At 59.5% G+C, this 21,403-nt stretch carries 20 protein-coding genes; 11 read left to right on the top strand and 9 right to left on the bottom strand.

Annotated elements, in window-relative coordinates:
- The first annotated feature begins 429 nt into the window (after window positions 1–429).
- The 7 genes from hmcA (at window position 430) to H586_RS0108125 (ending at window position 7,188) form a co-directional block, all read left to right on the top strand.
- The gene (hmcA, locus tag H586_RS0108155) at window positions 430–2,064 is read left to right on the top strand and encodes a sulfate respiration complex hexadecaheme cytochrome HmcA (protein WP_011366748.1); all 1,635 of its coding nucleotides are present in this window, start codon (window positions 430–432) and stop codon (window positions 2,062–2,064) included.
- 23 nt (window positions 2,065–2,087) lie between these two features.
- Window positions 2,088–3,191, top strand: coding sequence for a sulfate respiration complex iron-sulfur protein HmcB (gene hmcB, locus H586_RS0108150; RefSeq protein WP_011366747.1), 1,104 nt, complete (start codon window positions 2,088–2,090; stop codon window positions 3,189–3,191).
- Entirely contained in the window at window positions 3,192–4,361 is a 1,170-nt protein-coding gene (gene hmcC, locus H586_RS0108145; RefSeq protein ID WP_027181795.1) for a sulfate respiration complex protein HmcC, read from the top strand.
- 22 nt (window positions 4,362–4,383) lie between these two features.
- The gene (gene hmcD, locus H586_RS20885) at window positions 4,384–4,527 is read left to right on the top strand and encodes a sulfate respiration complex protein HmcD (RefSeq protein WP_011366745.1); all 144 of its coding nucleotides are present in this window, start codon (window positions 4,384–4,386) and stop codon (window positions 4,525–4,527) included.
- Window positions 4,528–4,569: 42 nt separating this feature from the next.
- Window positions 4,570–5,250 (top strand): sulfate respiration complex protein HmcE, encoded by a 681-nt coding sequence (hmcE, locus tag H586_RS0108135; RefSeq protein ID WP_011366744.1) that lies wholly within the window; start codon window positions 4,570–4,572, stop codon window positions 5,248–5,250.
- 25 nt (window positions 5,251–5,275) lie between these two features.
- Window positions 5,276–6,664, top strand: coding sequence for a sulfate respiration complex iron-sulfur protein HmcF (hmcF, locus tag H586_RS0108130; protein ID WP_011366743.1), 1,389 nt, complete (start codon window positions 5,276–5,278; stop codon window positions 6,662–6,664).
- Window positions 6,665–6,747: 83 nt separating this feature from the next.
- Window positions 6,748–7,188, top strand: a complete 441-nt coding sequence (locus H586_RS0108125; protein ID WP_011366742.1) for an RrF2 family transcriptional regulator — start codon at window positions 6,748–6,750, stop codon at window positions 7,186–7,188.
- A 593-nt stretch (window positions 7,189–7,781) separates the two neighbouring features.
- Here H586_RS0108125 and H586_RS0108120 read toward each other — a convergent pair.
- The 3 genes from H586_RS0108120 to H586_RS18665 form a co-directional block, all read right to left on the bottom strand.
- Window positions 7,782–8,177: a thioredoxin domain-containing protein gene (locus H586_RS0108120; protein ID WP_011366741.1), complete on the bottom strand. Its 396-nt coding sequence runs from the start codon at window positions 8,175–8,177 to the stop codon at window positions 7,782–7,784.
- Window positions 8,178–8,358: 181 nt separating this feature from the next.
- A complete protein-coding gene (locus tag H586_RS18670; RefSeq protein WP_051363937.1) occupies window positions 8,359–10,410 on the bottom strand; it encodes a sigma-54 interaction domain-containing protein in 2,052 nt (683 codons plus the stop codon).
- Window positions 10,407–11,684 carry an HDOD domain-containing protein gene (locus H586_RS18665; RefSeq protein WP_051363936.1) on the bottom strand — a complete coding sequence of 426 codons (1,278 nt, stop codon included), beginning with the start codon at window positions 11,682–11,684 and terminating at the stop codon, window positions 10,407–10,409. The genes H586_RS18670 and H586_RS18665 overlap by 4 nt, the downstream gene beginning before the upstream one ends.
- A 173-nt stretch (window positions 11,685–11,857) precedes the next feature.
- On the opposite strand from H586_RS18665, the gene H586_RS0108105 reads away from it, so the two are divergent.
- Entirely contained in the window at window positions 11,858–13,144 is a 1,287-nt protein-coding gene (locus tag H586_RS0108105) for an NAD(P)/FAD-dependent oxidoreductase (protein ID WP_027181794.1), read from the top strand.
- A gap of 296 nt (window positions 13,145–13,440) precedes the next feature.
- Here H586_RS0108105 and H586_RS0108095 read toward each other — a convergent pair whose 3' ends face one another.
- Both H586_RS0108095 and H586_RS0108090 read right to left on the bottom strand, forming a co-directional pair.
- Entirely contained in the window at window positions 13,441–13,914 is a 474-nt protein-coding gene (locus tag H586_RS0108095; RefSeq protein ID WP_155891365.1) for a phosphatidylglycerophosphatase A family protein, read from the bottom strand.
- Window positions 13,915–13,979: 65 nt separating this feature from the next.
- Window positions 13,980–14,639, bottom strand: coding sequence for a Maf family nucleotide pyrophosphatase (locus tag H586_RS0108090; RefSeq protein ID WP_027181792.1), 660 nt, complete (start codon window positions 14,637–14,639; stop codon window positions 13,980–13,982).
- A gap of 311 nt (window positions 14,640–14,950) precedes the next feature.
- Between H586_RS0108090 and H586_RS0108080 the strand changes: the two genes are divergently transcribed.
- Together H586_RS0108080 and flgM are read left to right on the top strand one after the other, a co-directional pair.
- Window positions 14,951–15,367: a DVU0524 family FlgM-associated protein gene (locus H586_RS0108080; RefSeq protein WP_011366735.1), complete on the top strand. Its 417-nt coding sequence runs from the start codon at window positions 14,951–14,953 to the stop codon at window positions 15,365–15,367.
- Between the two features lie 29 nt (window positions 15,368–15,396).
- Complete coding sequence (gene flgM, locus H586_RS0108075) at window positions 15,397–15,702, top strand: flagellar biosynthesis anti-sigma factor FlgM (RefSeq protein ID WP_011366734.1); 306 nt, start codon at window positions 15,397–15,399, stop codon at window positions 15,700–15,702.
- Window positions 15,703–15,993: 291 nt separating this feature from the next.
- On the opposite strand, the gene H586_RS0108070 is transcribed toward flgM, so the two are convergent.
- The 4 genes from H586_RS0108070 to H586_RS0108055 all read right to left on the bottom strand — a co-directional run bounded on the left by H586_RS0108070 (window position 15,994) and on the right by H586_RS0108055 (window position 20,401).
- On the bottom strand, window positions 15,994–17,289 hold the full coding sequence (locus H586_RS0108070; protein ID WP_155891364.1) for a type 2 periplasmic-binding domain-containing protein: 1,296 nt from the start codon (window positions 17,287–17,289) through the stop codon (window positions 15,994–15,996).
- A 201-nt stretch (window positions 17,290–17,490) separates the two neighbouring features.
- On the bottom strand, window positions 17,491–18,792 hold the full coding sequence (locus tag H586_RS0108065) for a TRAP transporter large permease (protein WP_027181790.1): 1,302 nt from the start codon (window positions 18,790–18,792) through the stop codon (window positions 17,491–17,493).
- Between the two features lies 1 nt (window position 18,793).
- On the bottom strand, window positions 18,794–19,291 hold the full coding sequence (locus tag H586_RS0108060; protein ID WP_011366731.1) for a TRAP transporter small permease: 498 nt from the start codon (window positions 19,289–19,291) through the stop codon (window positions 18,794–18,796).
- Between the two features lie 87 nt (window positions 19,292–19,378).
- A complete protein-coding gene (locus H586_RS0108055) occupies window positions 19,379–20,401 on the bottom strand; it encodes a TRAP transporter substrate-binding protein (RefSeq protein ID WP_011366730.1) in 1,023 nt (340 codons plus the stop codon).
- 740 nt (window positions 20,402–21,141) lie between these two features.
- On the opposite strand from H586_RS0108055, the gene H586_RS0108045 reads away from it, so the two are divergent.
- Window positions 21,142–21,393, top strand: coding sequence for a DUF4212 domain-containing protein (locus H586_RS0108045; protein WP_027181788.1), 252 nt, complete (start codon window positions 21,142–21,144; stop codon window positions 21,391–21,393).
- The last annotated feature ends 10 nt before the right edge of the window (window positions 21,394–21,403 follow it).

Genomic DNA, 21,403 nt, shown 5'->3' with positions numbered 1-21,403 from the left:
ATTGAACAACCCTGCGTTTTACCATATGAATGACCACTCACTAACCACGCTTATCTCATTCTCTCCCAACGATTTTTCATATTTTTCTTGACGCACTCTTGATAATCGCATACCTCAGCGGTAGGAAATAAATCATACCATGCAGGTAGGGTATTTCGGGACAAAATCCGGCCCGCCCGCGGGGCGCCACCCCGTTCCGGACGGAACCGGACATACCCCCTCTGCAGATGCCTACGGGAAGGTTGCCATGCGCAGAAACAGGCTCGACAACCGGCACAGACATACGGCTCCGGCTGATGGGTGTGTCGTTTTTTGCGCCCTTTTTGCGTTCTGCCCGCAGGCTTACCGCCACCGGTCACGGGGATCTGTCCGGCCGTCGGTACAGGATGTCTGAGGATGCGTTTCACCATTTTTCAAAGGACTGCCACTATGTTGAAAAAAAAATCACTGCTGCAATGGGCAGGGATTCTGGCTGCCGTTGCCGTCATATCGGCATCGGGGTTCCTGGTCCGGAGCACCAGCGCCATGCCCGAACCCGCGGGCGCGGGCGGCGGCAATGCCGACCTTATCCGGATCGACGTTGTTAAACAGTTCGACGATCTGGAGCTGCCGCCGGCTTCTTTCCGCCACGACAAGCACACTGCCGCGCTGAAAGACAAAGACTGTTCCGCCTGCCACAAAACCGTGGACGGCAAAATGTCGCTCAAGTTTCAGCGCACCGCGGACGAAAGCGCCGAGCAACTGAAAAAAGTCTACCATGACAACTGTATCGGCTGCCATACCGAGATGGTGGACAACGGTCAGAAGTCCGGTCCGCTGGACAGTGAATGCCGCAGCTGCCACGTGGCGCAGGAAGCACCGGCAGACCGCGCCGAAGCCGGCATGGACAAATCGCTGCACTACCGCCACATTGCCGCGGCAAGCATCAAGCCCGCCGGCGGTGCAGATGTCAACTGCGGCACCTGCCACCATGTTTACGACAAAGCAGCTGAAAAGACCGTGTGGAAAAAAGGCGAGGAAGACAGCTGCCGCGCCTGCCACAAGGACGCCCCCGTCACGGCTGACGGCGTGACTGTTTCTGCTTTTGCCGATGCAGCCCACAACCAGTGCGTGGTGTGCCACGTGACCACGGCACAGGCACAGCAGAAGACCGGCCCCGTCAACTGCGCAGGGTGCCACACCACACAGGCGCAGGCCGCGTACGAAGTGGTGAAGGATGTGCCCCGCCTTGACCGCGGACAGCCCGACGCCGTCGTCATGACTCCCCCTGCCGGTTCAAAGACCGTCAAAAAAGAAGCCGGTCCCGGCTCCATCGCCGCCGTGGCCTTCAACCACAAGGTGCACGAACAGGCCAATGATACCTGCCGCGTCTGCCATCACGAAAAAATCGCCAGCTGCTCCGAATGCCATACGACCGAAGGCAAGAAGGAAGGCGGCTTTGTTCAGCTTTCGCAGGCCATGCATGCCAAGCAGGCCGATGCCAGCTGCGTAGGCTGCCATAACAAGCAGAAAGAGCAGCCCGTATGCGCCGGCTGCCACAGCTTTGTCCCCTACAAAAACACGGAAGATTCATGCGCCAAATGCCACAATGTTCCCGCTGAGCTCGCTCCGCAGGGCGCTGAGGCACTGAGCAAGGAAGAGCGCGTCTCCGTAGGCATGCTGGTGGCTTCTTCGCGCCAGTACACCAAGGGCACTTACGACCTTAACGACGTCCCCGACCGCGTTACCATTGATGCGATGGTGAACGAGTACGAGGCTGTGGACTTCCCGCACCGCAAGATCATCAAGACCATGCTGGCGGGAATTGAAGGCGACAGACTTGCCGCCGCTTTCCACAACGAGCCCGGCACGTTCTGCCAGGGCTGCCACCACAACAGCCCCGTTTCAAAGACACCCCCCGCATGCGCCACATGCCACGGCAAGCCGTTTGAGCTGGATCAGGGCGACCGCCCGGGCCTGAAGGCCGCCTACCACCAGCAGTGCATGGGATGCCACACCGCCATGCGCATTGAAAAGCCTGCCAACACGGCTTGCAACGAGTGTCACAAAAAACGCGATCTGTAGGATATTAGCAAGGAGACTAGTCCATGCGTCGAAGAACCTTTCTGAGCCTGCTCGGTGCTGCCGGACTTTCGGTGGCAGCGGGCAAGCCCGCCGCCGCGGGGGGCAATCACAGCTTTTCCGGCTACCCCGACAGCTACGGCGTTCTGCATGATTCCACCCGCTGCATCGGCTGCCGCAAATGCGAGGAAGCGTGCCAGCAGGTGAACAATCTGCCCATGCCCGAAAAGCCGTTTGACGACCTTTCGGTGCTTGAAACCAAGCGCAGAACAGATGACGCCACCTATACAGTGGTCAACAAATACAACGTGGCCGGCCTTGAACACCCTGTGTTCCGCAAACAGCAGTGCAACCACTGTCTGGAACCCGCCTGCGCCTCGGCCTGCTTTGTAAAGGCGTTTACCAAAAACCCCGACGGCTCGGTTACATACAACCCCAAGCTGTGCGTGGGCTGCCGGTACTGCATGATCGCCTGCCCGTTCAACGTGCCCGCGTTTGAATACGGTGAAGCATATGATCCGCTGATTACCAAGTGCACCATGTGTCACCCCCGTCTGCAGGAAGGCAAGCTGCCGGGATGCGTTGAAAAATGCCCCAAGGAAGCTCTGACTTTCGGCAAGCGCGAAGACCTGCTGCGCATCGCGCGCGACAGAATCCGCAAAAACCCTGAACGCTATCAGGACCACATCTACGGCGAACACGAAATGGGCGGCACCAACTGGCTGTACCTTGCCGGTGTACCCTTCGGCGAACTGGGTCAGGATGAACATCTGGGCACCAAGCCCGCGCAGGAACATACCGCCGGCGCACTGGGTTCCGTGCCCATGGTTGTAGGCATCTGGCCCGTGCTGCTTACCGGTGCGTACGCCATTTCCAAACGCAAAGATAAAATAGCGCAGGAAGAACAGGCCGCCGCCGTACGCCATGCCGTGGGCGAAACGCAGGCCGAAGCGGACGCCAAGCTGCAGGCCGCCATGGAAAAGGCCGCCAAGGAAAAAGAAGCCGCCATTGCCCGCGAAGTGAAAAAGGCAAAGGAAGAGGCTGAAAAAGAGTTCGAAGCGCGCCTTGCCGCTCAAAACGAACCCGAATCCGCCGAATCCGGGACGGAAAAGCCCGAGGAGGACGCATAAATGGCTGACATACAGAACAACCGTAACGGGTTGCTGACACCCGGCAACATCCTGACGGCCATTATCCTTGTGGGCGGTCTCATTCTGACGTTCATCCGCTTCACTCAGGGTATCGGCGCCGTTTCCAACCTTGACCACAACAACCCCTGGGGGGTGTGGATCGGATTTGACCTGCTGTGCGGTGTGGCACTGGCAGCCGGTGGCTATGTCACCAGCGCCGCATGCTACCTGTTCGGTCTCAAACGTTTTCATTCCGCGGTGCGTCCGGCCATAACCACGGCGTTCCTCGGCTACTTCTTTGTGGTTATCGCCCTCACCTACGACCTCGGCCATCCGCTGCGTCTGCCCTATCCCATATTCTACTCGCAGGGCACCACGTCGCTGCTGTTTGAAGTGGGTCTGTGCGTCATGACGTATCTCACCGTGCTGTTCATCGAATGGTCGCCCGCAGCGCTGGAATGGCTGGGACTGCGCAAGATACGCAACATCGTGGTCAAGTTCACGCTGGTGCTCACCATCTTCGGCGTTGTGCTTTCCACACTGCACCAGTCCTCGCTGGGCGCCCTGTTCCTCATCGCACCCAGCAAGCTGCACCCGCTGTGGTACTCCTCGTTCCTGCCCGTATTCTTCTTCATCTCTTCCATGGTTGCCGGCCTTTCCATGGTTATCTTTGAAGGTACGCTGGCGCACAAGGGGCTGCATCACATGATGGACAAAACCCATCTGGACGAAGCTGACGACGTGGTGCTGGGCTTCGGCAAAGCCGCCGCCTTTGTGCTGGCGGGCTACTTCTGCATCAAGACCATGGACATAGCCATGGACAACGACTGGCACTACCTTGCAACCGGCTACGGCGCGTGGTTTCTGGTGGAAATGTTCGGCTTTGTGGCGCTGCCCGCATTTCTGTATGCGCTGGGCGTACGCGAAAAGAACAAGACCATCATCCGCGTGGCTTCCATCAACGCCGTGCTGGGCATCGTGATGAACCGCTTCAACGTTTCTCTGGTGGCATTCAACTATCAGCTGCCCGCAGACGAACGTTACTTCCCCCACTGGATGGAAATATGCATTTCCATCTTCATCGTGACCATGATCATCACGGTGTACCGGTTCATCGCCACACGTATGCCCGTGCTGTTCGAGCACCCCGACTACAAAGACGCCCACTAGGCTGGCGTGAAGGAGAAAACTCATGGAACAGATGTTTTACACGCTTCATGAATTCATGCTGCACTCCAAGGGCATCACCTATATCCTTATGGGAGTGACCCTTCTCTGCTTCGTCGGCTTCTGGAAGTTTCTGACCGGTCGGGACGAAAAAATGCGGAAGTACTAACTTCCGGCCCGAACACACGTCTTAGCAAGCAAGGAGACAATAATGATCGATTTCCTGACCGGCCCCATGCTCTGGATATCCCTGGTGGTCTGCTTCGGCGGTCTGCTGGCACGGGTTGTCTGGTACATCCGCGGCCTTGATTGGAAGCTCGACAGAGTGGCCTACCGGCCGCATATGAGCATCGGACTGCGCGGAGCGCTGCGTTCCGTACTCTGCTGGATAACCCCCATGGGAACCCACAGCTGGCGTCAGCAGCCTTTCATGGCTGCAGGGTTCTTCCTTTTCCACATCGGGGCTGTGCTGGTTCCGCTGTTTCTCATGGGTCACAACATCATTCTGGAAGAACGCTTCGGCTTCAGCCTGCCCACCCTGCCGTGGTGGCTGGCAGACGGCCTGACAGTTGCCGCTCTGGCCGGCGCGGCCATGCTGGCCCTGCGCCGCATCGCCCTGACGGAAGTGCGCATCCTGACCAGCGCTTACGACTGGTTCATTCTGGCCGTTTCCGCCGCACCGTTCCTCACAGGCTTCATCGCCCGTCTGCATGTGGGCGACTACCAGTTCTGGCTGGTCATGCACATAATCACGGGCGAACTGCTGCTGGTGCTCATTCCGTTCACCAAGCTGTCTCATGTGGCACTCTTTTTCATGTCACGCGGCCAGCTGGGTATGGATTACAACATCAAGCGTGGCGGTATGAAGCGTACAGCCGGCTTCCCCTGGTAACCGGCACACCCAGAAGGAGTGAACAATGCCTGAAGGTAAGTTCTGTAATAAACGTCCGGTCAACACCGAAGAGGACCTGAAGGCCCTGCTCGGCGACAAGGGCGGCAATCAGTATTACGAAGAAATGAACTCGCTGGAAGTGGACACCGACGCGTTGTGGTCCACCATTGAAAAAACCTGCCAGTCACGCATCCGCACCTGGCTGGAAATATGCGCCCACTGCGGCATGTGCGCCGACAGCTGCTTTCTGTACCGCGTAAACAACCGCGACCCCAAGCAGGTTCCCGCGTACAAGATACAGTCCACGCTGGGCGAAATGGTTAAACGCAAAGGCAAGGTGGACAACGCCTTCATGCAGCACTGCATGGAAGTGGCGTGGTCGCAGTGCACCTGCTGCAACCGTTGCGGCATGTACTGCCCCCACGGCATAGACATGGGCGTCATGTTCAGCTACCTGCGCGGTCTCATGTACTCTCAGGGTTTTGTGCCGTGGGAACTGAAAATCGGTTCCGGCATGCACCGCGTGTACAGCGCGCAGATGGACGTGACCACCGAGGACTGGGTAGAGACCTGCGAATGGATGGAAGAGGAAACAGCCGAAGAATGGCCGGGTCTTACCATTCCCGTGGACAAAGTAGGCGCGGACATCATGTACACGCTGAACGCCCGCGAACCCAAGCACTACCCTGAAGACCTTGCAGAAGCCGCCATCCTGTTCCATCTGGCCGGTGAAGACTGGACCGTGCCCAGCGAAGGCTGGGAACAGACGTCGCTGGCCATGTTTGCCGGTGACTGGGCCGCGTGCAAAATGCAGGTGGACAAGGTGTATGCCGCCATGGAACGCCTGAAACCCAAACGCATGGTCGGCACCGAATGCGGCCACGCACACCGCGCCACCGTCATCGAAGGGCCGTACTGGGCAGGACGCGAAGACGGCCTGCCGCCGGTCAAGTGCATGCACTATGTGGAGTGGGTTGCCGAAGCTCTGCGCGAAGGCAAGATCAAGATCGATCCTGCCAAAAAGATCAAGGAACCCTGTACGCTTCAGGATTCCTGCAACTATGTGCGCAACCATGGTCTTGCCAACTTCACCCGCGAGATCATGAGCTATATTGCCGAAGACTACCGTGAAATGACCCCCAACCGCGAGCATAACTACTGCTGCGGCGGCGGTGGCGGCTTTAACGGTATCGGCAAGTACCGCGCAGAGCGTAACAAGGCCCTGCAGACCAAGCGCGACCAGATTCTGGCCACAGGCGCCACGCTGGTGGTGGCCCCCTGCCATAACTGCTGGGACGCCATCCGCGACCTTGAAGAAGAATACGAAATCGGCATCAAGTGGAGCTTCCTCAAACCGCTCCTCATCAAGATGGCCATTGTGCCGGACCATCTGAAAGCCGCAGACGACGAATAACAACAACAGGGGCGGAAGCAGACGCTTCCGCCCCGTTTCGCTCCCCGTGATGCCCCGTGCATCCGCATCCACGCAGGATACCCATGAAGCTTACCACACGAAGCCGTTACGGTACGCGCATGCTGCTCGACATCGCCATGCATACCCATGGTGACGATCAGCCGGTTTCCATCAAGGAAATCGCTGACCGGCAGGGCATATCCATGAAGTACCTTGAAAAGCTTATCAGGGTATTGAAGGGTGCCGGCTACATCTCCAGCAGACTGGGATCCAAGGGCGGCTACATGCTGGCCAGGCCGCCGGAATCCATCCTGCTGGGCGATGTCGTTTTCGCTCTGGAGGAAACGGTTCCCACCTTTGAATGTGTGGACCCCGAACCGTGCTGCCCCCGCATGGACTACTGCCTGACCAGAACCATCTGGAACGAAGCGGCCAAGGCCATGTATGAAAAGCTGAATTCGTTCACGCTGGCAGACCTGATCAACGACGCGGAGCTGTGCCCCAAACAGGGGCAGGCCTGCTGAACGCGTCCGCAACGCACATACCGCAATAAAAGCGGTCTGCCATCAGGCAGACCGCTTTTTTCAGTACCGGCACAATCCCCCCGGATGCCCCGGCCGACGCTGCAATCCCCCCCGGGATTAGATAACCGCAGCGTCTGCATAAGTCGTTTGCGTTGCCGCACGTACTCTGTGCGAAGTGCGGCGCGGTCATGCGTACAAGATGTACAGCACTTCCCCCCTGTAATGCCTGCAACATGGCCGCGCCGTTTTTCGCTGATACCGTGTTTGCCGTGCCGCCTGTGCGCGGCAGGGCCGAAATACGCGCAGTGTGCGCGGACGTATCCGCTATGTGTCCGCCAACCCCCGAAGGCGGACCGGGCCCGTTGCGGGCCGCGCACACTGATTGCGCGGTATCCGGATGCCGTGCTTCCCCCCGTAGCCCCCGCTATGGTGCACGGCTTCCGTTGCATCTCGTGTCCGTATGTGCTCCGCCTTGCAGCGGCGGAGACTTACTCCTTCCTGACCTGCTCCGGTCTTGTCTGCGGCTGATAAACGGACGCCTTCCGGGATCATCAAGGCATTGTTCCGCTATGCCGCAGCGCTGGCAAAATTCATCAGGACCAGTATCCGGCGCGGCTCAGTTCCATATCAAACCGCGGTGCCTGCCTGCCCTGCGCCTCAGGGTGCCGTGCCGCCGGCAGCAGTCTGCGGGCCATGGCTGTCAGATTGTGCAGTTCGGCCCTGCCCAGAAACCGCTCGTATTCTGTTCCGCCGTTAAACAGCAGGTACGACGGGGTACCGCTTATGGAAAACTTGCGGCAGAACTCGTTCAGCCAGTCCGGGTCCATCAGGCAGACTCTGGCCTTTCCCTCCACTGCGGTGGACGCAGCCTGCAGCACCATACACTGCTCCATAAAAGCGGAATCTCTCTGCAGGCATCCTGCCAGCACCGGTCTGTCTTCCGTATCCAGTATGCTGGCGAACTGTTCAGGCGTAACCACTGTTACCATGCCGGCCCCCCTTGTCCTTGCATCCTGTATTACAACACCGGTGCCAAAATAAAAAAAATCTGTAATATAAAATTATTACAGATTTCCACTAAGAATAACCCTGTCGGTGAGACACCTAATCGCTGTCTCAAACAAGACACTTGAGACACAAAGATGTCTCGCTTGAGACACTTGAGACATGTTATATGGACATGTCCAGCTCCCGCAGTTTGCGGTACAGAGTCGCCCGCCCTACTCCCAGCAGGCGCGCCGCTCTGGCCTTGTTGCCTCCGGTCTGTTCGATGGCCGCCGTGATGCTGCGGGCGTCCAGCTGCCGCCGTCCGAATCCGCCCGCCACGGGCTGCGGAACTGCGCCGCCCGCGGCGGCAGAAACCGGCCCGGACACCGCCGCATCAAACCGGACAGGGGAAGACTCAACCGCCGCAAGCTCCGCCGGCAGGTGACCGGCTTCCACATAGCCGTCGCGGCACAGCACGCAGGCATGTTCCAGCGTATGCTTCAGTTCGCGCACATTGCCCGGCCACGGAGCACGGACCAGCGCAGCCATGGCTTTATCATCCACTCCGGCCACACGGGTTCCCAGTTCGGTGTTGCATTGCTCCACAAAATGCTGGACCAGCAGCGGGATGTCTTCGCGCCTCTCCCTGAGCGGCGGCAGATGCACACTGGTGACATTGAGCCGGTAAAACAGGTCCGCGCGGAAAGTACCTTCACTGATGCGCCGGTGCAGGTCGGCATTGGTGGCAGCCACTATGCGCACATCAGCCCGCCGCGGAGTGGTGTCACCCACCCGTTCAAATTCTTTTGACTCGAGAAAGCGCAGCAGCAGTACCTGAATACGCATGGAGATGTCGCCGATCTCATCAAGAAAAATAGTACCGCCTTCGGCTGTCTCAAACCGTCCGGCCCTGTCGCGCACGGCTCCGGTAAAGGCCCCGCGCACATGGCCGAACAGTTCGCTTTCCAGCAGGCTTTCAGACAAGGCAGTGCAGTTCACCTTGACCAGCGGTCCGCCCGAGCGCGCCCCGTTGTAATGCAGAGCCTCTGCCACCAGTTCCTTGCCGGTACCGGATTCACCGGTGACCAGCACTGTGGTGTCGTATGCCGCAAGATTTTCCAGCAGGCCGAACAGCGATTGCATAACCTTGCTGCGCCCGATGATATTGCTGAATGAATGCCGCTGACGGAGCTGCTGCTCCAGCGACACAAGCCGCGTGATATCGCGGCAGGAAAGAACGGCGCCGGAAAACGTCCCGTCCAGCGAGATAAGCGGCGTGCCGCCCAGAATCATCACCTGAGCGCCGTCTTCACTCACGGCGCGGAATTCGCGCACGGGCGTACCGGAACCCAGCGTGGCTCCCAGCACATCCTGACATGCTCTGGCACAGGGCAGCTGCAGGGCGGTATGATGCATTCTCACAGCCTGTGCAGCCGGAATGCCCAGCATTTTTTCAGCAGCGGCATTGGTGTTCAGTACCACACCATTCAGGTCTACGGTGATGATGGCATCCTGTATGCTGGAAAAAACGGCCTCAAGATGCTGCCGGTATGACTCTTTTTCGTTCAGAGTCCGCCGCAGCTGCTGCTCTGCCAGACTGCGTTCCTCCACCTCGCGTTCCAGACTGGAGTTAATGGACACCAGTTCGCGGGTGCGGTCGGCCACCTGCTGTTCCAGTCCCTCGTTCACCTGCTGCAGCTGGCGGTACAGAGAATAGCTTTCAAGCATGGATGCGCAGGAAAAAAACACCACCGTAAGCAGATAAAACCCGAGGTCTGTGGACTCTGCCCCTTCACCGGTAAAAGCCACAAACATGCCCCACAGCCCCGAAGATGTCGCCAGCGGATGGAGCAGCAGCCTGCCGGCAGCGCCGATGCCCGAAGGCACAAGCACGGCCCTGTTGCGACCCAGAACCCACGCAAAGGTTCTGTCTTCTATCAGTGCGTCCACTTCACGTTCAAAACGCAGACGGTCTTCCGGCCCGTCAGTAAGGGCACAGGTAAAATCTCCGGTTTCCGGATCGACCAGAAAAAAAGCCCATGACTGCATTTCCACCAGTCCCTGAGCCTTGGCCGCGGTCTCTCGCAGAATGCTGTCCACTCCTTCCATACGGTCAAGCCGCTGGTCAAAATGGCTCAGGGTGGCTGCCAGCTCCAGCGCGGCCAGCGTGGCTCTGCGCTCGTCCGGCACCCGCGCCCGCAGATCCTGCTCCGTTTCTGCCCCTTGCTGATTCATGCCTTGTCCCGCGCTTCCTGACCGGCGTCAAAGAACACACCGGAAATGGCCTCGAACTGCCTGCCCGCCTGCGCCATCATTGTCTGCACAGCCGAAGGCGCCAGCCCCAGTTTGTTTATTGCCGCGCCGTTCAGTCCGGACAGCACCATTCCCGCGGGAACATCCTCAATACGGAACAGAAAAGACATGATATCGGCAACATGCACCACGGAAGCTTCCAGAGGCGCCCGCACTCTGTCCGGCAGGTGATGATACCCCACCATGCGCACAAGGCCGTCGGGCAGATTCCAGCGGTTCAGCAGCAGGCTGCCTGCTCCGGCATGATCAAAGCCGAACACGGCTTTTTCCGCCTGATACAGCGGCACCTGCTGCTCATGGGCGTACACCATGGTCCGGCACATGGTACGCGGATGCCTGCTGAGCATGAGCAGCTCGCCCAGATCGTGCAGCAGCCCGCCTACAAACAGCCGTTCTTCCGAAAGCCCCATCTTGTGCCCGGCGATCAGCCGCGAAAACAGGCCGCACAGGATGGAATGTTCCCAGAAGCGCCGCATGTTGAAGCCCCCCGAGGGCACACCGGAAAAAACCCGCATGACGGAAATACCCAGAGCAAGGGTGACCAGTTCGTTGGCGCCGATCAGGGTGATGGCCCGCGCTATGGAGTCGATTTTGGAAGGGAACCCGTAAAACGGGCTGTTCACAAGCCGCAGAAGCCGTGCCGCCAGACTGGCGTCCGTGCTGACCACTTCCGCCAGCTTGCGCGAAGAACTGCTGGGCGACTCCAGCACCTTGACAATGCGAAAATAAATGTCGGGGAAAGAAAGCAGCTGCACCTGATCATCCACAACCGAATGGACCGAGGTGCGGTCTTTATCAAACGAGTCTTTGGCCGCACAGGCCCGCAACGCCCCGTAATCCAGTTCCTCGGTTTCGGGCATGCCATCGTGCAGTATGCGGGCGCTCAGCCGCAGCGTTGTTATACGCCGCAGCTCATGCTCCAGCTCGCTGCCGCCGTGGCGGCCCATACGGGCATCCACACGCGCACGCGCGGCCTCCAGCACTTCGGGCGGCAGTTCGGCTTCGTGTTCCTGCTCCATGTCAGAGCGGTCCACACCCTCGATATCCGCCTCGGTAACACCCCACGCCTTGAATATACGCAGGTGGCGCTCCTGCAGCGCGGCACCGGCGCCCAGCAGTGTCCTGCCGTCGCGGCCGCATACGTCTGCGGCCAGCACCATGCCTTCTTTCAGATCATCGACATTCAGTTTTCCCATGAATGCTCCACTCGCTTTCCTCTTCACAGGCAGCATAGCCTTCTTTGGATTCATCCGCCACCGCTGCCTATTCTGTTTACCCGAAAGACTGCATACGCTACAGTATAGGGTGATGCTCGAAACAAAAGAATCTCATACGGGCACATAACCTGCCGGCAAAAGGAGAAATCAGCATGACGGGCAGCACAGGCAACAGCAGAACGCGGGTCGTCGTCGCAGGCGGCGGTTTTGCGGGCGTTTGGGCCGTGCGCAGACTGGCGCGCGACAAAAATCTGGATATCATTCTGGTCGACAGAAACAACTACCACACTTTTTTGCCGCTGCTCTATCAGGTTGCCGCGGCCGAACTGGAACCGGGGCAGATAGCCTACCCGCTGCGGGCCATTTTCCGCAAATATCCCAATGTGCATTTCGTCATGGGTGACGTGCGCAGCATCGATATGAAAAACAAGGTGCTGCACACTGACGGACCGCACATTCCCTTTGACAAACTGGTTGTGGCCATGGGCAGCTTCACGGCCTTTTACGGCGTACCGGGCGCGGACAAGCACTGCTTCAGGCTGAAAAATCTGGAACAGGCCATCACGCTGCGCAACCATATTGTCTCATGCTTCGAACAGGCCACACACGAACGCAATCCGGACAGAAAGGACCGTATTCTCACATACACCGTGGTGGGCGGCGGCCCCACGGGGGTGGAATACGCAGGAGCGCTGGCCGAACTTATCCGCCAGCCGCTCACCAAAGACTTTCCAACCCTGAACACGGGACAGGCCCGCGTGGTGCTGCTGGAAGCAGGCGACGGTCTGCTGGCCGGATTTCCCGACCACCTGCGCCGCTACGCATTTGAACGGCTTACCCACATGGGGGTGGACGTACGCCTGAATGCCAAAGTGACGGCCGTGACTCCGGACAGCGTCGAGCTGGAAGGCAGCAGCCCGTTACGGACCGAAACCGTGGTGTGGACAGCAGGTGTGCAGGGGCACGCTCTGGCCGGCCAGATGGGTCTGCCCACGGGACGCGGCGGCCGCGTGCCGGTGCTGCCCACACTGCAGGTTGAAGGACATCCTGATGTTTTCGTTGCGGGCGACATGGCTCTGCCGCAGGGCGATTCGCCCGCTCCGCTCATTGCTCCCAATGCCATACAGCAGGGCGCTCTGGCCGCGGACAACATACGCGCCGCACTGGCAGGCAGACCGCTGCGCGCTTTCCGGTACCGCGACAAAGGCTCCATGGCCACCATAGGGCGGGCCGCCGCCGTGGTACGCATGGGCAAAGAACACACAGCCACCGGCTTTGTTGCCTGGGTCATGTGGCTGTTCATTCACCTGCTGTATCTTGTGGGCTTCCGCAACAGGCTGTTTGTACTTTTCACGTGGGCTTGGGATTATATCTTTTTCGAACGGGCAGCGCGCATCATCATTCCCCGCGGCCCCATAGAAGACGACGACGCGCCCTGACAGCCGGTACCGGACAAAAGAACACGCAAAAGCCATGCGGACAGCAGCACGGCGGCCCCGAAACACTGCGGGCCGCCGCGAGAGCTGTGCCATGCCGTATACCGCACGGCGCTCAGCAGCGGATACCGCAGCCCCCCTGCGGCCATGCAACAGAACAACATACCGCAAGAAAAGAAGCCGGAGCAGATTTATGCAGACTGCGCACACCGGCAACCGGCAGCCCTGCGGCCAAAGGCCACATACGGCGCTCCGGCAAAGAAGCGCCCGTCATGGCCCTGCCGCAGCAGCAGACATCATCAGACGCCGTGTATGGCCGCAAACACAACCATGGCCCACAGACCGGCCACACCGTCGTCAATCATCACGCCGCCGCCGCCCGGCAGCCACGATTCCGCCTGACGCACAGGCCACGGTTTGGCAATGTCAAAAATGCGGAACAGCACAAACGCCCAGACAAGCCCCTGCGTGCTCACCTGCGCAAAAGGCAGCAGACAAAGCCACAAGCCGAAAATCTCATCGATAACCACCTCGCCGGGGTCTTTGCGGCCCAACAGGTGTTCCGCTCTGTCGGCGGCCCAGCAGCCCAGCATAAACACAAGAATCACCACCACAAGGCGCGCGGGAAAAGACAGCGGCAGAAACAGCCAGGGAGCCAGCAATGCCCCCAGCGCAGTGCCGCATGTTCCCGGTGCCACGGGAAACAACCCTGCTCCCAGACCTCTGGCCACAAACAGGGCCGTTCTGTCCATAAAAGAACGCTGCTCAGTCATCTTGTCTTCTCCTCCGTCCGGCTGCCGCGCACCGCGTACCCCGCGACGCCGCCCGGACAGGTGTGTCAGTCCCGCACATCCGGGGCATGTCCGTCTTGTTCCGCAGTCTGCGCACCCGACGGAACAACCAATCCACGACGCTGCAGTTCGGTCAGCAGCTCTGTCAGCGGCAGCCCCACGACATTGCTCCACGAACCGTCAATGCGCGAAACCAGAAAAGCCCCTATACCCTGAATGCCGTAGGCGCCTGCCTTGTCCGCCGGTTCTCCCGTGGCGATATAGGCTTTCAGGGCGGCATCGTCCCACCTGTGCATCCAGACCGATGTCACCGCATGAAGCACCACGGGTTCCTGCGCGTTGCCGGGCAGGCAGATGCAGCACGCGCTGACCACCTCGTGCCGCGCACCGGCCAGAGCCCGCAGCATGGAGAGCGCATGCGCATGGCCGGCAGGTTTGCCCATTATGACACCATCCAGTGCCACCACGGTATCGGCCCCGATAACACAGGCCGCAGCGTGGCGACGGGCCACCGGCAGGGTTTTGGCGCATGCCGCACGGCGCGCATAGGCCACTGCGGCCTCACCCTCAACCGGTTCCGGCTCGCTTGCACCGGCCGTATCCACTGAAAAAGGCACTCCCATGGCGCGCAGAAACTCCTGCCGTCTGGGCGACCCCGAAGCCAGTACAACGGGGCAGGACGCCGTAAAAGGTCCGTCAACGTTCATTCCGCATTCTCCTGCAGTACATCCGGCGGCAGAAAAGCACCGCACCCGCCAGATGCCCGATTTCCGCACCGGACGCAACCGCAGCGGCCGTGCTCTGCACCCTTTACGGCTGTCGCGCATTCTTTCATGCAGTTTTTCTTCCCGTATCGGCACCCTGTTAGCCTGCAGCAGCCGGACAATATATTTTTTCCCCTAATGTTTCACAGGGTTTTGCCGTTAAGAGTAGTAAGGACAAAAAACAAAAAAAATCCCCCTCGCCCCCTAAAGTTCTCTCCAAAGATACCGATAAGAGGAGACGAGGGGAGAACGTTGTGACCGATACGTCGTTTTATGTCCGCAACATGCTGCTGCAGTACGACAAGCAGCTTGTAACCGCCCGCAGGCTGGCACGATACCGTCATGCCTTGCGATTGGCGGCAGGGGAGGAAGCCAGCGCCATCCCCGCAGACGTGAAACGGAAAATGATGGTGGAGCGCATAGCCCGAGAGGTGGTGGAGAACCTTATCCTTTCAGGCAGCGACAACCCCGTTGTCCGGAGCATCAAAGAAGAGCTGGAGGCGCAGGCGGGTTTTCCGCTGATATTCAAATATCCGCCCACCGAGCTTGAGATGCAGATTTTCCGCGATACCCCGGAGGGGCCCGTGGAACTGAACACAGGTGAAAAGGCAGAGCTCATGGAAAGGCTGTGGGCCATCACCTTGGACAAGGTGGACGACACCATGCTATAGATGTCACAGCGTCCCTCGGGGAGGTTGCTATGCAAATCAAGAACCTGCTTAACAAGCTGGATCCGTATCAGGCAAAGCTTGAAAAAGCGGACAGCAAAAATACCGGCGATGCACGCCGCAAAAGTGGTGATTCGTCTTCGGGCGGAGACCGTGTAAGCCTGTCCAATGATGCGCGGCTGCGCACCGAAGCGTACACGGGTGCTCTTTCCACGCCGGAAATACGGCACGAAAAGGTTGCCGAAATCAAAGACCGCATTGCGTCCGGCGAATACCGCATCGACTCCAAAGACATCGCGCGCAAACTGCTGCGTGACGAGACCGACTTTCTGGCCTGATCTGCTCTCCGGCAGATATTCAGCCGGGCTGTCAGACAAAAACGTTACCGGACACGTTTCACGACGCAGCACCCCGGGCGGAACCGGTCCGGCGGAAATCCTTTTCCGCAGCCATTCCGCCAAACCGCACTCCGGTGCGGTCCGCATGCCATAAATACAGACAAGGCGGCTCATGCCGCCTTGTTTTTTTGTATAAGCCTGCTGTCTGCAGATGCCCGCATTTACGGGGCCGCTTCTCCGCGCCGCGGGACAGGGGCTGCCCTTACAGCCGCAACATGCGGTGGCACGGGGCTACGGATGCAGCGGCAGCATGGGTTCATCCACAACAAAATGTCCCTTGTGCCGCTGCCAGCGGGCCTTGCGGTGCACAGGCACTGACGTTCTCTTTACGTCCTTGGCAGGAAAATCCTCCGGCAGGGCATCGTCCCGCAGGTACGGCAGCACACCGCTGAAAATCCGCTCTCTGTTCTCCGGCACTCCCTGATTGGGAAAATGCCCCGCCGTACGGATAGCATCGCGCAGGCGGCTGTAATAGACATCTGCTGCAAAAGGCCCTTCCTGCAGCACATCCATTCTTGCGGGAATCACATACCGCGGCGGCGCACCCTGAGGAAACAGAATTCCGGCATAGGTGCTGTCTTCAAGCATAAAACGCATGAAACGCTCCGCAGCGTCCGTTTCATCCGGTGTCATATTTTTCCGGCCCACGAACACGTCGGACATCAGCATCATGTCTTTTTCCGGCCCCAGCACAAACGGCGTGACATACCAGTCCGCAGCATCGCCGCCCTGCGCCACCACCTCGCGCATGGTCTCGGAAAAACCGGCAAGCCCTGCAAGTCTGCCCTGCAGAGCGTCAGCAACCATGACGGAAAAATCAGCGTATGTACCGTCCACGCAGGGATTATTCCCCCGCGAGACGCACATGTGCGCCACATCGCCCACAGCCGATGCAGGCACCTCGTTCACCGGGGCATATACGCCCACACGCACCGAATCACGACCGAAGTTGTCCATCCAGCTTTGCAGATAATAGCCGGATATGAACCAGCTGCTGGTATAATCCGCCCCCAGATACGGCGGCTCGGGCCGGACTATCTGCAATGCTTCCAGCATCTGCTGCATACTGTCAGCCTCTGCGGCGGCCCTGTGAGGTGTCATCAGAAAATACCCGCACAGCCAGTGCGTCACCCCGTACTGTCTGCCGTCCACATGGGCGGTGGCATAGGCTGCCGGATGCCAGTCGGGCATGACCAGCGTCTGCTGTGCCACGCTGCCCGTTGCCACTGCCGCGCCCAGCAGCAGGCTGTCTATTTCCAGCAGATGCATGCCTCCGCCGGACACGGGCTGTGTCAGCCACGAGGCAATATTACTCACCTCGTACATGTCCATCACGGGCACCGCCACCAGTTCAAGATCCACATCGGGATTCTCCGCCTCGAAATGCCGTTCCACCCAGCGCAGCATGGACTCCAGATCACCGGGAATGTCGGGATACAGTGCAACGCGCAGCACGGTGCGGCCATCGTTAAAAGCCTGTGCCGCGGCGGGACCCGCAAAAGCCTGACCGGCCGCGCCCGTCAGCATGCAAAGTGATACAATGCATGCCGAGACCATGCACAATGCAACAGACACCCGTCGGCGGATTGCCGTATACGCCATCACGTTCACCCCCTTTTATACTGGTTGCAGTAACGGATTGCACGGCGGCACAATGCATACCGCCGGGCCAAGGCAGAGTATTACCGGATATATACGCGCGCAGTACCGCATCGACAAGCTAATTATTTACATAAGGGATGGTATAAAAAGAACTATCTGGGGCACCAGCAGCAACAGCAGAGCACATACCGCATACGCCGCCAGAAAAAAGGTCACCCCTCTGAATACATCCTGCACTCCCACGTCTCCGGCAGCGGAGGCCACCACAAACGCGGTCACCCCCACAGGCGGCGTGATGGCCCCCATGGTGGTTATCACGGTAATGAACACACTGAACCACACGGGGTCGTACCCCATGGCCTGCACCACCGGAAAGAAAATGGGAATGGTGACCAGCAGCAACGCCAGCGCATCCATCATCATGCCGCCCACAATGTACACCCCGCAGATCAGCAGCAGAATGCCCAGCGGCGGCAGCGGCAGCGAAGCCGTCCACTCCGCCACGGCAAATGGCAGACGGGTTACGGCCAGAAAGCGCCCGTACAGCACGGCCCCCAGAATGATGACCATAATCATGCTGGAAATACGCAGCGTGTCGTTTACAGCATCCACCAGCCCCCGCAACGACAGCCTGCGCCCCGCAAGGCTGAGCAGCAGAGCAATGGCCGACCCCGCAGCACCTGCCTCCGTGGGGGTGAACACCCCCATGAACAGCCCGCCTATGACAAGAACAAAAAGAATCAGAATCTCGGCCGCGCCGGGTAGTGCGCGCATTCTGCTGCGCCAGCTGCTTTTTTCTCCGGCCGGACCCCACTGGGGGTGCCGCCGGCACAACAGCCAGACCACAGCCAGAAAAAGCCCCGTAAGCAGCAGGCCGGGCATAATGCCCGCCATAAACAGCGTGGAAATGGAAAGACCGGTCTGCAGCCCGATGACAATGAGCACCACGCTGGGCGGAATCAGCACCCCCAGAGTGGCTCCCGCCGCCACGCAGCCGGTGGAAAGCACCGGTGCATAGCCGTATTTTTTCATTTCCGGCAGGGCCACGGCAGACATGGTGGCGGCCGTGGCGGTATTTGACCCGCAGATGGCCGAAAACCCCGCACAGGCAAGCACCGTTGCGTAGGCTATGCCCCCGCGGATATGTCCCATCCATGCATATACCGCCCTGTACAGGCGTTCGTTGACGCCGGAATAAAAACAGATCTGCCCCATGAAAATGAAAAACGGGATAACCGTAAGCCCGTAAGAGGAAAACACCTCCCACACTTCGCCCCCCAGCATGGACCATGCGGCAGCAGGGCCCATGGCTGCGGCATACCCGCCAAGCCCCGTGACCGCCATGGCAAACCCCACCGGAATGCGTGATGCCAGAATGGCCGCCAGAAGAACACCTACGGAAAGAACCCCCAGAGTCACCGGCTCCACATCACACCTCTCTGCCCAGAAGAACGGTTTTCAGAAACGAAACCGAAAGAATATACGCCATAACCCCGCAACCTGCCGACACCACATAGACAAACGGGGCGTATGCAAGATGCAGCGTTTCGGAAAGCTCGCCGAAGTCGGTGATGAATGCGCCAAGACCGATCAGTTCGCGGCTGGCTGCGGCAAAAAAAAGTGCCGAGCAGAAATACACCGCGGCATCCAGCACAAGACGCACGGGACGGGTGAAACGCGCCACAAAAAACGCCACGAAGATATGCGCCTTATGGCGCTGGGCAAAAGCCAGAGAAAGACCGGCCACCAGCGCCCCCATGAACCCGAGCAGTTCAAAGGTCCCCTTGACCGGCATACCCAGCGCACGCCCCGCAATATTGCCGCACGCAAGCATCACCATCAGCACCAGCGTGCAGCCCGCCGCAGCGGCCATCACCTTTGCCAGCAGCTCTCCCAGCCGCTCCATAGCCGTCAGTATCTTTTCCATTTACGCCTCGTTTCATCCGCCAGCGGCGGCATCAAAAAAAGAGCGCCCGGCATGCCCCGGACGCCCTGCTGTCTGCATGGCCGCGGGTTACCCGCCGTACTGCGCCTTCAAAGCATCCACGGTGCGCATCACTGCATCGGGGTCGGCGCCTTTGTCCGCAGCCCTCTGCGCCCATGCGTCAAACAAAGGCTGCACGCTGCGTCGCATGGCGGCGATATCCTCTTCCGGCAGGGTGTGCACCTGCACGCCGTGTTTCTCTTCCGCCCAGCGCATGGAGTCCTGCACATGCGCGTCCAGATAGCGTCCCGTCCATGCCGCGTGCTCCGCCGCCAGCCCGTCCAGCACCTGCTGCACATCGGGTGACAGGCGCTCCCACGCTTCGCGGTTCATAATGACGGCAAAAGGATACACGGCCTGATCCGCTCTGGTCACATGGCCGGTCATTTCCGCAAAATTCATGTCCTTCATCACGTCCAGCGATGTGAACAGCCCCTTGATGATCCCCTTCTGCACCGCTTCCGGCACTTCGGGCATGGGCATGGAAACAGGCGTGGCACCAAGTTTTTCCAGTATGGCCGAAAGCGTTCCCGCGCCGCGTATCTCCATGCCCTGCAGATCACGCAGCGAACGCACCGGCGTCACTGTCATGAAATGCGAAGGAGCAGAAGTGAACATGGTGAGCACTTTGACACGCTCCAGTTCAGCGGGACGCAGGCCGGAATACAGCTCCCAGAGGACGCTGCTCGCAGCCTCTGCACTGGTGAACCCCAGAGGCAGTTCGAAAACACTCATAACGGGAAACACGCCCGGATGATAGGCAAGACTGATGCAGCCGATATCCGCCTGCCCCGACATGACTCCGCGCAGCATGTTGCGGGCACCCAGCAATGTACCGCCGGGATAGGTCAGAACATCCACCTTGCCGCGGGTACGGGTGCGCACCTCATGTGCCCACTGCTCCATCTGGATGCAGGGAAACGTGGATGCAGGCGGAAAGTTGGCATAGTTCAGTGTGACGGGCTGCGCGGCGGCCGCCTCCGACCCCGTCAGCAGAGCGCCGGACACAAGGCAGCCAACCATGATCAACAGCGCGGCAAATGTACTTTTCATAACGGCTCCGGAAAGGTTGCTAAAAATCATACCACATATGACTAGCACTCATATCAATAATGTTTCTTGAATATCAAGCCCTTTTTCCAAGCTGATGCACACCAAGCTGATGCACAACGGATTCCACATACTGGGCCTGAGCGCCGGGCATGTGCCGCGGCCCGCCGCATCTGCCTGCGGTCATACCACAGCCCCGCATGCCCGGCACTGACTATCATCACGTTCCTGCCGTAGCACGGCCGGCATACCTGAACGCAAAAGGATTCTGTCCGGTCTGAGCTTCCGCCACCGGCCCCGCTGATGGCGGTGCGGCCGGCGACTGCCGCCCCTTCCTTCTGACCGGTATTCCGCCCCGCGCACGGTACAACCTGCCGCACGCAGTACGCACAGCCGCCGCTCGCGGTTTCCGTGTACGGTAAACGGTGCATCTGCGGCTACAAACGGCCTGCCGCCACACAAAAGCCGTACACCAATTTATTACAGCCTTCCGCCGAAACCGTGCTGCAGTACACCAAATGCCGTTGTATAGGCAAATCAGGGCACATGCCCCCTGACGCCGCAAGTGCGGCACAACACAACGGAGGAAAGACAATGCGGAAGCACGACGGTACGCACCATCAGGGAATTGCAGCGCGCCGGAGCTTCCGGATGCAGGAAGCCCCCCGCAGCAGCGCATGCGGCAGAAAGCACGGGCCGCCGCACCTGCCGGCAAACACAATTCAGGAACATGGAGGCCGGTCATGAAACACGATCTGCGCGCCTACTGGCGCACCAACATCTGCTATATGGCCGTACTGCTTTGCGTATGGGCCGCTGTTTCGTACCTGTGCGGCATCGTGTTCGTGCGCGAACTGAATGCCGTCATGCTGGGCGGCTTTCCGCTGGGCTTCTGGTTTGCGCAGCAGGGATCAATCTTCGGGTTTCTTGTGATCATACTGGTCTACTTTCTGCTCATGCGCAGGCTCGACCGCAAATACGGCATTGACGAGTAAGGAGGGCGGA

The sequence above is a fragment of the Oleidesulfovibrio alaskensis DSM 16109 genome (assembly GCF_000482745.1).
Classification (GTDB): domain Bacteria; phylum Desulfobacterota; class Desulfovibrionia; order Desulfovibrionales; family Desulfovibrionaceae; genus Oleidesulfovibrio; species Oleidesulfovibrio alaskensis.
The sequence above is the reverse complement of the archived record's forward strand: the minus strand, read 5'-3'. Positions and strand labels throughout refer to the sequence as shown.

Excerpts from the sequence above, each read along its gene's own strand:
- H586_RS0108060 (WP_011366731.1), bottom strand. The coding sequence starts at position 19,291 with ATGGAAAAGATACTGACGGCTATGGAGCGGCTGGGAGAGCTGCTGGCA.
- hmcD (WP_011366745.1), top strand. The coding sequence starts at position 4,384 with ATGGAACAGATGTTTTACACGCTTCATGAATTCATGCTGCACTCCAAG.
- H586_RS0108120 (WP_011366741.1), bottom strand. The coding sequence starts at position 8,177 with ATGGTAACAGTGGTTACGCCTGAACAGTTCGCCAGCATACTGGATACG.
- H586_RS0108045 (WP_027181788.1), top strand. The coding sequence starts at position 21,142 with ATGAAACACGATCTGCGCGCCTACTGGCGCACCAACATCTGCTATATG.
- hmcC (WP_027181795.1), top strand. The coding sequence starts at position 3,192 with ATGGCTGACATACAGAACAACCGTAACGGGTTGCTGACACCCGGCAAC.
- H586_RS0108070 (WP_155891364.1), bottom strand. The coding sequence starts at position 17,289 with ATGCTGACGGGCGCGGCCGGTCAGGCTTTTGCGGGTCCCGCCGCGGCA.
- hmcF (WP_011366743.1), top strand. The coding sequence starts at position 5,276 with ATGCCTGAAGGTAAGTTCTGTAATAAACGTCCGGTCAACACCGAAGAG.
- H586_RS0108090 (WP_027181792.1), bottom strand. The coding sequence starts at position 14,639 with ATGAACGTTGACGGACCTTTTACGGCGTCCTGCCCCGTTGTACTGGCT.
- flgM (WP_011366734.1), top strand. The coding sequence starts at position 15,397 with ATGCAAATCAAGAACCTGCTTAACAAGCTGGATCCGTATCAGGCAAAG.
- H586_RS0108055 (WP_011366730.1), bottom strand. The coding sequence starts at position 20,401 with ATGAAAAGTACATTTGCCGCGCTGTTGATCATGGTTGGCTGCCTTGTG.
- H586_RS0108095 (WP_155891365.1), bottom strand. The coding sequence starts at position 13,914 with ATGACTGAGCAGCGTTCTTTTATGGACAGAACGGCCCTGTTTGTGGCC.
- hmcA (WP_011366748.1), top strand. The coding sequence starts at position 430 with ATGTTGAAAAAAAAATCACTGCTGCAATGGGCAGGGATTCTGGCTGCC.
- H586_RS0108125 (WP_011366742.1), top strand. The coding sequence starts at position 6,748 with ATGAAGCTTACCACACGAAGCCGTTACGGTACGCGCATGCTGCTCGAC.
- H586_RS0108105 (WP_027181794.1), top strand. The coding sequence starts at position 11,858 with ATGACGGGCAGCACAGGCAACAGCAGAACGCGGGTCGTCGTCGCAGGC.
- hmcB (WP_011366747.1), top strand. The coding sequence starts at position 2,088 with ATGCGTCGAAGAACCTTTCTGAGCCTGCTCGGTGCTGCCGGACTTTCG.
- H586_RS18665 (WP_051363936.1), bottom strand. The coding sequence starts at position 11,684 with ATGGGAAAACTGAATGTCGATGATCTGAAAGAAGGCATGGTGCTGGCC.
- H586_RS18670 (WP_051363937.1), bottom strand. The coding sequence starts at position 10,410 with ATGAATCAGCAAGGGGCAGAAACGGAGCAGGATCTGCGGGCGCGGGTG.
- hmcE (WP_011366744.1), top strand. The coding sequence starts at position 4,570 with ATGATCGATTTCCTGACCGGCCCCATGCTCTGGATATCCCTGGTGGTC.